This is a genomic window from Halopseudomonas xiamenensis (genome assembly GCF_014219065.1).
In the GTDB taxonomy this organism is placed as follows: domain Bacteria; phylum Pseudomonadota; class Gammaproteobacteria; order Pseudomonadales; family Pseudomonadaceae; genus Halopseudomonas; species Halopseudomonas xiamenensis.
This window is the reverse complement of the sequence record NZ_JACLGO010000018.1, coordinates 77612-89306: the sequence shown is the minus strand read 5'-3', so window position 1 is coordinate 89306 and position 11695 is coordinate 77612. Positions and strand designations below refer to the sequence as shown.

Annotated in this window: 7 protein-coding genes and 1 pseudogene; 6 read left to right on the top strand and 2 right to left on the bottom strand. The window is 63.3% G+C overall.

All coding sequences use genetic code 11. The annotated features are described in order from the left end of the window. Positions 1-240 (top strand): annotated as a pseudogene (locus H6X51_RS12975) (TonB-dependent receptor); the annotation flags it as partial. A gap of 140 nt (positions 241-380) precedes the next feature. On the opposite strand, the gene H6X51_RS12970 reads toward H6X51_RS12975, so the two are convergent. Further along, positions 381-2507 (bottom strand): 4Fe-4S binding protein, encoded by a 2127-nt coding sequence (locus H6X51_RS12970; protein WP_185267908.1) that lies wholly within the window; start codon positions 2505-2507, stop codon positions 381-383. Positions 2508-2677: 170 nt separating this feature from the next. Here H6X51_RS12970 and ercA point away from each other — a divergent pair, with 170 nt between their 5' ends. The 5 genes from ercA (at position 2678) to H6X51_RS12945 (ending at position 10763) form a co-directional block, all read left to right on the top strand. Next, the gene (gene ercA, locus H6X51_RS12965; RefSeq protein ID WP_185267907.1) at positions 2678-3841 is read left to right on the top strand and encodes an alcohol dehydrogenase-like regulatory protein ErcA; all 1164 of its coding nucleotides are present in this window, start codon (positions 2678-2680) and stop codon (positions 3839-3841) included. After that, positions 3825-5549 carry a PAS domain-containing hybrid sensor histidine kinase/response regulator gene (locus H6X51_RS12960; protein WP_185267906.1) on the top strand — a complete coding sequence of 575 codons (1725 nt, stop codon included), beginning with the start codon at positions 3825-3827 and terminating at the stop codon, positions 5547-5549. Before ercA ends, H6X51_RS12960 begins: the two co-directional genes overlap by 17 nt. Positions 5550-5739: 190 nt before the next feature. Continuing rightward, positions 5740-6915: a porin gene (locus H6X51_RS12955; RefSeq protein ID WP_185267905.1), complete on the top strand. Its 1176-nt coding sequence runs from the start codon at positions 5740-5742 to the stop codon at positions 6913-6915. Between the two features lie 115 nt (positions 6916-7030). After that, complete coding sequence (nosP, locus tag H6X51_RS12950) at positions 7031-8179, top strand: nitric oxide-sensing protein NosP (RefSeq protein WP_185267904.1); 1149 nt, start codon at positions 7031-7033, stop codon at positions 8177-8179. Continuing rightward, positions 8124-10763, top strand: coding sequence for a hybrid sensor histidine kinase/response regulator (locus tag H6X51_RS12945; RefSeq protein WP_185267903.1), 2640 nt, complete (start codon positions 8124-8126; stop codon positions 10761-10763). Before nosP ends, H6X51_RS12945 begins: the two co-directional genes overlap by 56 nt. Here H6X51_RS12945 and H6X51_RS12940 read toward each other — a convergent pair. Beyond that, a complete protein-coding gene (locus H6X51_RS12940) occupies positions 10753-11415 on the bottom strand; it encodes a response regulator (RefSeq protein ID WP_185267902.1) in 663 nt (220 codons plus the stop codon). The genes H6X51_RS12945 and H6X51_RS12940 overlap by 11 nt on opposite strands. Positions 11416-11695: the final 280 nt, after the last annotated feature.

The following is an 11695-nucleotide window of genomic DNA, read 5'->3' as shown; positions in this document are numbered from 1 at the left end:
CGCTACGCCACCGACGACAACCAGCACAAGGCCTCCGGCTACACGGTGCTGAACTGGCGCGCCGGCTACCAGCAGCCAATCGGCAACCTCAGCCTCGAACCCTTCGCCCGGCTGGACAACCTGACCGACCGCGAGTACATCGGCTCATTGATCGTCAACGGCTCCGGCGCCCGTTACTACGAACCGGCCCCGGAGCGCAGCTGGCTGGTAGGGCTGGGGGTGCAGTACCAGTGGCGCTAACCCGCCCCCTGGGGGTGTCGAGCGCCTGCTCGACGCCGGGCTTCTGCGTGGTGGCAAGCCCGCTGGCGTAGCGCCGGCGCGCTACACCCCCAGGCTGGTTGTGTGGCTGCCCAGCGAATGCAGTACGGCTCCCGGGAGCTTCACCCCCTGTAGATCAACGCCCCAGCAGCAGCCTTGCGCTGGCTTTTCTCGGCCTTCTTGCGGGCACTGACCGTGGCCACGCACTGCTGGTCATCATGCAGAATGACGATGCATTCCAGGCACTGGATGCATTCGTCATAGTCGATGCGGCCATCGCGGTGGATAGCGCCTATGCCACAGCGGTTGCGGCAGTGCTGGCAGGGCTGGCCGCAGGCGTCGATGCGTTTCAGCCAGGAGAACAGGCGCAGCCTGCCGAGTATCGCCAGACCGGCACCCAGCGGGCACACATAGCGGCAATAGAACTTGTGGATGAACAGGCCCAGCCCGAGCAGCAGCAGGGCATAGGCGACGAAGGGCCAGCTGCGTACCAGGAACAGGGTAATGGTGGTCTTGAACGGCTCGACCTCGGCCAGGCGCTCGGCCAGGGTCTGGGACAGCAGGGCGCTGGCCAGCAGTCCCAGCAGAATCACGTATTTGAGCCATTGCAGCCGTCGATGCAGCGGCTCCGACACTTTCCATTGCCGCAGGCGCAGCTTCTGGCCCAGCCAGGCGATGAACTCCTGCAGCGCGCCGAACGGGCAGAGCCAGCCGCAGAACAGCCCGCGCCCCCAGATGAACAGGCTGATGAAGGTGAAGCTCCACAGCACGAAGATCACCGGGTCCATCAGGAATATGCGGATATCAAAGCCCTCGACCAGCGCCAGCAGCAGGGTGGTGATGTTCACCACCGACAGCTGGCCCTGGGCATACAGGCCGATGAACAGCAAGGTGAACAGCAGAAAGCCGCCGCGCAGCAGGTGAAAGGCGCGGCTGTGTTGGCTGATCCGGTGCTGGTAGGTGAATACCACGCTCAGCAACAGCAGGGCCGCGCCCAGCAGCGCCAACTGCCACCAGCGTTCCTGCCACAGGCGCAGCCACACCGGCGCCGGTTTGCTGGCGGCATTGGGCTGGTGGATCTCGAACAGCGCCGGGTCGGGCTCGAAGGGATGCTCGAGCACCAGTTGGCTTTCCACCAGATGGTTGCGCCGTAGATGGACATTGAGCTGAAGTGCGGCGGGCTGTGCCGGGTTATAGGCGGCGTGGCTCTTGATGCGGAAGATATGCGCCTGCAGGTCATCCGCCGGTACCATCGTCAGTTGGTTCAGCAGCGTGCCATTGTCGAAATCCAGGTCATGCAGCTCGATGGCCTGGTCATTCTGCACCAGCACCAGCCGGCTGGGCGAGGAGGCGGGGGTGAAATCCTCCGGTACATGCCGATAGCTGCCCCGGGACATGACCAGGATAGCCTGCTCACCGTCGCGCAGGCTGTCCTGCAGACGCGCAAAGCCCTGCTCGCCCAACAGGTTGAGCCCGCTCATGGGCGTATCCATATAGGCGAAGAACAGTTCGCTGAAGGCCTGGTCGTGGAGCATGCCTGGATAATGTTCCAGCGAATGGCCCAGGTGTTGCTCCACATCCTCCGGCTTCACCCGCCAGTGCTGAACCAGTCCGCGCTCCAGCAACTGCTGCCAATCCAGAGGCTCATACAGGTCCGGGCGCGGGGTTGCCAGCGGCGCGCTGGTAAAGCCTTCGAGATAGGCGCGGGCCACGGCCAATGCCGACTGTAGAACGCTTTCATTGAGGATCACCACCGATACCGTGGCCTTGCTGATGCCATCGAACTGGGTGATGGACTGGCCATCGCTGGAATCCGGCTTGCGCCCGCCAACTACCACTGGCCTGCTCAGCGGGTGTTGGCGGTACTGTTCGACGAAGTCGTGCAGGGCCTTGTCGCCCATGCCATGCAGGAACACCGGCTCATGGTGGCCCAGCACCCGCACCCCGGCCAGCACGCCGTCGACATTCAGGCCAACCAGCAGGTGAAAGGGTTTGCCGGCAAAGCCCTGCAGGCTGGAGTGGTCGGTGGACTCGAAGGCGTAGCCGAGCAGCTCGTTCAGCTGATATACCGGATAGACCGGTACATCACCCTGCCTGGCGTCGATCCGGGTGGCCTGGGGAAACAGCAGTTGGATAGCGTCGCGGATCTGTGCCGGCAGGGCGTCATCGGCTGCCAGCAGCGGACTGTGCAGCAGCAGGATCAGCGCCAGCCAGCGCAGCAGCAGGCGCAGTCGAGAGGACAACAGCATGGCGTACCCCGGTTTTTTCCGATTTGGCACCATGCTCATACGAAAAACGCCAGCCGACCATGCGACTTGGGGGTCAGCCCGGCACGACTTCAGTCGTAAACGCGCCCATAGCGTCTGCTTTGAGGTAACCTGTGGCTTCCATAAATACAACAACAAGGTCGATCAGCACCATGGCCTACGATATCAGCCAACTGCGCAAATTCGTTACCCCCGAGATCATCTTCGGTGCCGGCTCACGCAAGACCGTGGCCAACTATGTCAATACCTTCGCCGCACGCAAGGTTCTGCTGGTCTCCGACCCGGGCGTGGTCGCCGCGGGCTGGGTTGCTGACGTGGAGCACAGCCTGCAGCAGCAGGGTGTGAACTATGTGCTCTATACCCAGGTCTCGGCCAACCCACGGGTGGAGGAGGTGATGCAGGGCGCCGAGGTCTATCGCAGCTACGGCTGCGATGCGATCGTCGCCATCGGTGGTGGCAGCCCGATGGACTGCGCCAAGGCCATCGGCATCGTCGCCACCAACGGTGGGCATATCCTCGACTTCGAGGGTGTCGACACCATCCGCACCCCGGTACCACCGGTGATCCTGATTCCCACTACCGCCGGGACCTCGGCGGATGTGTCGCAGTTCGTGATCATTTCCAACCAGCAGGAGAAGGTCAAGTTCTCCATCATCAGCAAGGCGGTGGTGCCGGATGTGGCGCTGATCGACCCGGAAGTGACCGCCACCATGGACCCTTTCCTGTCCGCCTGTACCGGAGTCGATGCGCTGGTGCACGCGATCGAGGCCTTTGTCTCCACCGGCAGCGGGCCGATGACTGATGCCCATGCGCTGGAGGCCATGCGCCTGATCAATGGCAATCTGGTGGAGATGATCAAGCAGCCCGACAATATCCAGCTGCGCGAAAAGATCATGCTTGGCAGCCTGCAGGCCGGGCTGGCGTTCTCCAATGCCATTCTCGGTGCGGTGCATGCCATGTCGCACAGCCTTGGTGGCTATCTGGACCTGCCCCATGGCTTGTGCAACGCCATCCTGATGGAGCACGTGGTGGCCTTCAACTACGATGCGGCGCCGGACCGTTTCAAGGTGATCGCCCAGACCCTGGGACTCGATATCCGCGGCCTGAGCGGGCCGCAGGTGCGCCAGCGGCTGGTGCAGCACCTGATTGATTTCAAGCACGCGGTGGGCTTCGAGCAGACCCTGGGTATGCACGGCGTCGGCACCAGTGACCTGCCGATGCTGTCGATCCATGCCATGGATGACCCCTGCATCCTGACCAACCCCCGTGAATCCAGCCTCAGGGACGTTGAAGTCGTTTATGCCGAAGCCCTCTGACCCGCGCCGCGAGGTGCTGACCGGCCTGCTGGGGCTGGGTCTGCAATCATCGCGCAAAAGCTACTACCCGGAACTGATGGGCCGCCTGGAAGAGCTGGAGACCGAGCGCAATCGCTACAAGTGGCTGTTCGAGAATGCCGTGCACGGCATCTTCCAGGGCGACATGGAGCATGGTATCCGGGCAGCCAACCCCTCGCTGGTACGCATGCTCGGCTACCCCTCGACCGAGGCCGTGCTGGCGGCTGCCACTGAGCTGAAGGACAGCTTCTTCGCCGCCGGGGCCGAGGAGTTCCGCCGGGTTGGTGAGCAGTTGCGGCTGCAGGGCGAACTGGTCGGTTACGAAACCCGCCTGCGGCGGTTGGACGGCAGCGAGCTGGATGTGCGCATGAACCTGTTGCTCAAGCAGGAAGGCGGGCGCTCGTTGGTGGAAGGCTTCGTTGCCGATATCAGTGGTCGCAAGCAGGCCGAACGGGCCATGCAACTGCTCAATGAACAACTGGAACAGCGAGTGCATGAGCGCACCCAGGAGCTGGAAACCCTGAATGACAGCCTGCGCCACGAGATCATCGAGCGCGAGCGGGTGCAATGGGCACTGCGTGATGCCCGGGATGCCGCCGAGCTGGCCAACCGCAACAAGGATCATTATCTGGCGGCGGTCAGTCACGACCTGCTGCAGCCGCTGAATGCGGCGCGGCTGCTCATGGCGACCCTGCGCGAGCGGGCACTGCCGGCGGCCGAGGCGCAGTTGGTCGAACGCTCCCACGCCGCGCTGGAGAGCGCCGAGGACATGCTCAGCGACCTGCTGGATATCGCGCGGCTGGATCATGGCAATATTCCCCTGGATCTCGGTAACCACAGCCTGGCCGAGGTCATCGATCCGCTGCTCAGCGAGTTCCAGGGGCTGATCGAAACCAGCGGGCTGCAGGTGCGGGCCCGGCTCGGGCGCTGGGCGGTGCGCACCGATTACCGCATGCTCAGTCGCATCCTGCGCAACCTGCTGAGCAATGCTATCCGCTATACGCCGAGTGGGCGGATACTGATCGGCTGCCGGCGCCGCGGTGAGCTGCTGAGCATCCAGGTATGGGATACCGGGCTGGGTATTCCGCGCGAGCGTTTCGAAGACATCTTCCGCGAGTTCAACCAGCTGCACGCCGACCGGGTTGGGCCGCGCAAGGGCGCCGGGCTGGGACTGGCCATCGTCGAGCGTATCGCCCGGCTGCTCGAAGCACCGCTGCAGGTGCACTCGGTGGTGGGGCAGGGCTCGATGTTCAGCGTAACGCTGCCATTGGCCCGCGCCAGCACACCGAACCCGCCCGACGCCCTGTTGGAACGGTTGAGCGCACCGCTGCAGGGCCGGCACCTGCTGGTGATCGACAACGACGCGATGATCTTGTCGAGCATGCAGGGGCTGCTGGAACAGTGGGGCGCTCGGGTACAGGTGGCGGTGGACCTGCCAGGCGCGCTGGCGGTGCTCGACGGCCGCCGCCCCGATGCCATCCTGGTCGATTACCACCTGGATGCCGGGCAGACCGGCTGCGATGCGGTGGGCGTGCTGCGCGAGCACTTCCACTGGCAGATCCCGGCGATCATGATTACCGCCGATCGCAGCGAACACAGCCGGCAACGGCTGCGGGATCTGGGTATACCGGTGCTCAACAAGCCGATCAAGGCCGGTAAGCTGCGGGCCATGCTCGGGCAGGTGTTGTGACGGGAACGGCTTTGCTCCTCCCAAGGTAGCAGGCCAGTCGCTGCTTTGGCAGCAGCACCGCCATCCTTGGTAGCCCCCCACCAAAGCCCGGTATTTTCGGGCCCTTGGCAGAATAGGGGCAGGCTTCGCGCTTTCCGATAATCCGCTGGACGCTCAGTTTCGTCAGCCACTGATTCCATCGGAGAGCACAATGAACAAGAACAATACCGCCTATCCTCTGTTGACCGCATTGGCTGCAGCCATGCTCAGCGCACCGGCCTCGGCAGCCATCACCCTGTACGACCAGGACGACACCAGCTTCTCGGTCGATGGCTATTTCAACGCCTTCTATGTGCACAACAAGGTCGACCATATCGACCCTGATCTGGACCGCAACCAGTCGCGGGTGAAGATGGGCTTTCTGCCCAACTACATCGGCTTCAATGTCGACAAGAAATTCGACAACCTGACCGTCGGCGGCCGTTCCTCGTTCTGGGTCACCATCAACGACAGCCAGGACAACGCCACCGAGACCGGCATCGATGTGCGTCAGTTCTACGGCACCGTTTCCGGCAGCTGGGGTGAGGTGCTGTTCGGCAAGGACTTCGGCCTGTTCGGACGCTCCAACATCATGCTCGACGAGTTCCTTACCGCCTATGGCCAATCCAGTGACACGCTCGGGCTGGTCGATGGCGGCGGGGTGTCCTTCGGCAATATCGGTACCGGCTATCCCTATCCCTTTCCCACCTCGCAGATCACCTATCGCTCGCCGGTGATGAATGGCTTCCGCGCCGCTGTGGGTATCATGGACCCAGTCGATGGTCACCTGGTCGATGACAACGGCGTGCAGACCGGCAAGGACTACCAGGACAGCCCGCGTTTCGAGAGTGAACTCACCTATCAGTTCGAGCTGGGTGGCGCGCAGCTGCACACCTGGCTCAACGGCATGTACCAGCAGGCGGATAACACCGGCGTGGGTGTGGACTCGGTGACCTCGCGTGGTCTGGGTTATGGCGTGCAGGCGAAGCTGGGGCAGCTGTCGCTGACCGGTTCCGGCTTCAATGCCGAGGGCATCAACCCGTTCTTCACCAACAACGCCACCCAGGCCAGCCTGCGCGAGAGCGACAGCAAGGGCTACCTGCTGCAGGGCTCCTATGCCTTCGGCAAGACGCGGGTAGCCCTGTCCTATGGCAAGACCCGGGATGACGGCAACGGCCTGGGCTACCAGGCGGACTTCAAGACCAGCGGCATCGGCCTGTTCCACAGCATCAACGACAACCTGACGCTGGTGGCCGAATACAACCGCTTCGACCTGAAGGACCGCGATGCCGGCGACCGGGTGGAGAAAACCGATACCCTGGCCCTGGGGGTGGCGCTGGGCTGGTAGGCGCCTGACAGGAAATGGCCTCTCGTTCTTTAGCACTAGCCCCTTGCTACTCAAGCAGCATGGGGCCGGGGCGGGGGGCTCAATAGAATGTCGGTCAGTGAGTATGGAGGTAACCATGCAGCAGATATTGGCAGATTGCTTCCAGACCGCCATGACCGACGTTGCCGATCCCGAACTGGCGGCGCAGAGCCTGGCCAGCCAGTTGCTTCATCCACACCTGGGCTTCGTGCTGTTCTTCTGTTCCGCGCACTATCCACTGGAACGGCTGGGGGCGGCGCTGGAACAGCATTTCGGTGGTGTGATGCTGGTCGGCTGCACCACCGCCGGGGAAATCACCCCGCAGGGCTATGGTCGCGGCTGCATCAGTGCGGTCGGTTTCGACTGCCGCGCCTTTGCCATCGACAGCACCCTGATCAGTGCGCTGGATGACTTCAGCCTGGTGGATGCCCAGGCGGCGGTCGACCGCATGCTCAGCCACTGCCGCCAGGCGGGACTGGCACCGATCAAGGGGCATACCTTCGCCCTGACCCTGCTCGATGGTCTGTCCAGCCGCGAGGAGGTAGTACTCGCCACCCTGGGCGCGACCCTGGGCAGCATCCCGCATTTTGGCGGATCGGCCGGCGGAGACGATCACCCGGTGCATACCTATGTCTATTACCAGGGCCGGTTCCACAGCGCCGCGGCGGTGGTGGTGATGGTCAATACCTGGCTCGACTTCGAGGTGTTCACCACCCACAACCTGCAGGCCAAGGCCGAGAAGCTGGTGGTAACCGCCGCCGACAACGACCGTCGCACCGTGCTGGAACTCAATGCCGAACCCGCCGCCGAGGAATACGCCAGGCTGGTCGGCGTACCGGTCGAACAGCTGAGTACCGCCACCTTTGCGCTGAATGCGCTGGCGGTGCGCATCCGCGACCAGTTCTATGCGCGCGCCATCCAGCGGGTCAATGCCGATGGCAGCCTGACCTTCTATTGCGCGGTGGATACCGGCATCGTGCTGACCGCCATGGCCTCGCGGCCGCTGTTGCCCGACCTGCGCAAGCAGATGGAACAACTGCGCCAGCGCCTGGGCGAGCCGGTGCTGATCATCGCCTGCGACTGCGTGCTGCGCCGGCTGGAAGCGGAGTTGCTGGGCGAGGACGAACTGCTGGCCAGCTACATGGCCAGCAATGCGGTGATAGGTTTCAACACCTACGGCGAGCAGTTCAATGGCATGCACATCAACCAGACCCTCACCGGGGTGGCCTTTGCCTACCCGCGTTGAGGCGAGCGCGCAGGCCGATCGCGACGAACTGCTGGCCCTGCGTGCAGCCAACAACAAGTTGCGGCGCATCAATGCGGCGCTGATCGAGCGAGTCGAGTCGATCGCCAACCCGCGCACCGAGAGCTATGCGGCTTTCCAGCATTCTGTGGAACTGGCCGAGCAGGTCCGCGAGCGTACCCAGGCGCTGAATGAGACCATGGCCGAGCTGCAGGCCAGCAACCGCCTGCTCAGCGAGGCGCGGGCCCGGGCGGAAACCGCCCGGCATCACCTGGCCGATGCCATCGAAAGCATGCACGACGGCGTGGTGCTGTTCGACAAGGACCGGCGCGTCGTACTGTTCAACAGTCACTATGCACGCTTCTGGCAGGGTACCCGGGCGCGGGTGCGTGAGGGTGTGCGCCTGGACGAACTCAAGCGCATGGCGGCGGCCACCGGACTGGTGATGGATATGGAAGCCGGCGCCGATGGGCACATGCTGTATCGCATGCGCAACAAACGCTGGGTCCAGGTCAGCGAGCGTCCCACCCGGGAGGGTGGGCTGGTCATCATCTATACCGATATCACCGACCTGAAGAACTCCGAGACCGCTCGCCGCGAGCAGGCCCTGGCGCAGAAGACCCGGTTGCTGCAGCGCACGGTGGACAGCCTGTCCCAGGGCGTTGCCGTGGTCAACGAGCAGGGCGCCCTGGAGCTGTGGAACTACCGCTTCCTGGAGCTTGCCGGGCTGGCGCCGATACGGCCGCACCGGCCCTTCGCCGAGGTGCTGGAAGACAGCGAACTGCAGCTGTTCACGCCATACAGTCACAGCCAGGCGGGCCAGCCGCAGCTGACCCGGGAGCAGCGCCTGGACAGCGGCCGGGTGCTGGAGATGCGCAGTCACCCGATGCCCGCCGGTGGCTTCGTCAACACCTACACCGATATAACCGAGCGCGACCTGTATGCCCAGGCGCTGCTGGAAAGCGAACGCTGGGTACGCCTGATCACCGACCAGTTGCCGGCAATGATCGCCTATGTGGAACAGGACCTGACCTACCAGTTCACCAACAAGATGTATGACGAATGGTACGGTTGGCAGCGCGGGCACATCCTCGGGCAGAGCATGATGCATGTGCATGATGCGTTGCAGTTCAGCCGGCTGGAGCCCTATATAGAGCGGGCTTTCAAGGGTGAAAGCGTGAGTTTCGAGTTTGCCGAGCGTAGCCTCAACGGGGATGAGCGCTACCTGTTGCGCTCCTATGTTCCCAATCGCAACGCGCTGGGGGAGGTGACCGGCCTGTTCGTGCTGATCCGCGATGTCACCGAGCGCCAGCGCAGTGCCGAGGCCCTGCACCAGGCGTATCAGCACCTGGAGCAGCGGGTGCGCGAGCGCACCCGGGAACTGACCAGCCTGAACGACCAGTTGCGTCAGGAGATCAACGAGCGGGCCAGGGCCGAGGCGCGCCTGCGCGAGGCCAAGCATGAAGCCGAGCAGGCCAACCTGTCGAAGACCAAGTTCCTCGCTGCGGTCAGCCATGACCTGCTGCAGCCGCTGAACGCGGCACGCCTGTTCACCGGTGCCCTGCTGGAGCATCCGCTACCGCCGCCCAGCGGTGCATTGGCGAGGCAGATCAACCAGTCGCTGGAGGATGTCGAAAACCTGCTGGGCACCTTGGTGGAAATGTCCAAGCTGGATGCCGGCGTGATCAAACCCGATATCGGCTCGTTCAATATCGCTGATCTGCTGGACAACCTGGCCAATGAATACCGGCAGGTCTGCGCCAGCCAGCAGCTGCAGTTCCGTTTTGTCAGCAGCCGCTGCGTGGTGCTCAGTGACGTGCAGTTACTGGCACGCATTCTGCGCAACTTCCTGACCAATGCGGTTCGCTATACCCAGCATGGCCGTGTCCTGCTGGGCTGTCGCCGGCATGCCCAGGGGCTGCGCATCGAGGTCTGGGATACCGGCATGGGGATTGCCCAGGACAAACTGCAGGAGATCTTCCAGGAGTTCAAGCGCATCCAGCCTGCTACCCAGGTCCGGGATCAGGGGCTGGGCCTGGGGCTGGCCATCGTCGACAAGGTGGCGCGCATGCTCGGCCATCGTATCCAGGTCCGCTCGGTCGAGGGCAGGGGATCGGTGTTCGCCGTGGATATCCCCTACGGTAGACGCAGCCCGGCGCTGACCAGCCAGGTGCCGATCCCGGCGAGTATCGGTGAGCATCTGCGCGGGGCGCGCATCTGGGTGCTGGATAATGATCCGTCGATCTGCGCGGCCATGCGTACCCTGCTGGAGAACTGGGGCTGCGAGGTGACCACAGCGCTGTCGTCCGAGGACCTGGCGAGCCAGGTGGACGACTTCCGCGCCGCCGCCGACCTGCTACTGGCTGACTATCACCTGGACAACGGGGTCAACGGCGTGGACGTCGCCGCCGCGATCAACGCCCGCCGCGCCACGCCCCTGCCGGTGCTACTGATCACCGCCAACTACAGCAACGAGCTGAAACAACAGGTGCGCGAACTGGGCCATATGCTGATGCACAAACCGGTCAGGCCGATGAAACTGAAGGCCGCCATGAGCCATCTGCTGGCCCCGGCGATCAGCGCCTGAGATAGGCGCTGAAATCCACATCGACGGCGGACAGAATGGCCTGCACCCGGTTGCTGACGTTGAGTTTGCGCAGGATCGCGGAAACATGCGCCTTGACGGTGGTCTCGGCGATATCCAGGTGATAGGCGATCTGCTTGTTCGACTCGCCCTTGGCCATGCGTTCCAGCACCAGCAACTGCTTGCGTGTCAGGGCATACAGCAGCTCCGGTGACAGCGGCGCCTCTTCCGGGGTGCGTCGGGTGATGGTGCGGCTGGAGCGGATGATATCCGACGGCAGGTAGACATCACCGGCCAGGATCTGCTCGATGGCCTCGGTCATCTGCGCCCTGGGCGAGGATTTGGTGATGAAGCCCACCGCGCCATAGGTAATCGCCTGCAATACCACCTGCTTGTCTTCCTCGGCGGAGACTATCACCACCGGTATTGATGGTGACTCGTTGCGCAGGGTGATCAGGCCGTTCAGCCCATGCATGCCGGGCATGTTCAGATCCAGCAGGATCAGGTCCAGATCATCATGTTCCCTGGCGATGCCCAGGGCGCTGTCCAGGTCCGAGGTTTCCAGCAGTTCGGAGCCGGGAAAGCCGGCTGCAACCACGTTGCAGATAGCTTCGCGGAACAGTGGGTGATCGTCGGCTATCAATATCTTGTGCATGGCCTGCTCCAGGCTGTTCTTGTTATGGATTGCCAGCCGCTACGCTCGCAGTATTGTCATATGTCCGGCATTACACCCTGTGGCGGGGCTACTTTCAAATAGTACATTGGCATCACAAGATACAACCAAAGTAGTAGATGGCGGCCCGAATCCCGGCTCATCCTGCCAACAAGTAGCGTGCAACGAGTACCAAGGTAGCATTCAACTGCCTCCCCCAGGCTCTAGCATGGCTGGGGGAGCAGGGCTGACCTGTACTGGCACATCGTCGTGCAGCAAGCCT

Coding starts and splice junctions, on each gene's coding strand:
- H6X51_RS12970 (WP_185267908.1), bottom strand. CDS start 2,507: ATGCTGTTGTCCTCTCGACTGCGCCTGCTGCTGCGCTGGCTGGCGCTG.
- ercA (WP_185267907.1), top strand. CDS start 2,678: ATGGCCTACGATATCAGCCAACTGCGCAAATTCGTTACCCCCGAGATC.
- H6X51_RS12960 (WP_185267906.1), top strand. CDS start 3,825: ATGCCGAAGCCCTCTGACCCGCGCCGCGAGGTGCTGACCGGCCTGCTG.
- H6X51_RS12955 (WP_185267905.1), top strand. CDS start 5,740: ATGAACAAGAACAATACCGCCTATCCTCTGTTGACCGCATTGGCTGCA.
- nosP (WP_185267904.1), top strand. CDS start 7,031: ATGCAGCAGATATTGGCAGATTGCTTCCAGACCGCCATGACCGACGTT.
- H6X51_RS12945 (WP_185267903.1), top strand. CDS start 8,124: ATGGCATGCACATCAACCAGACCCTCACCGGGGTGGCCTTTGCCTACC.
- H6X51_RS12940 (WP_185267902.1), bottom strand. CDS start 11,415: ATGCACAAGATATTGATAGCCGACGATCACCCACTGTTCCGCGAAGCT.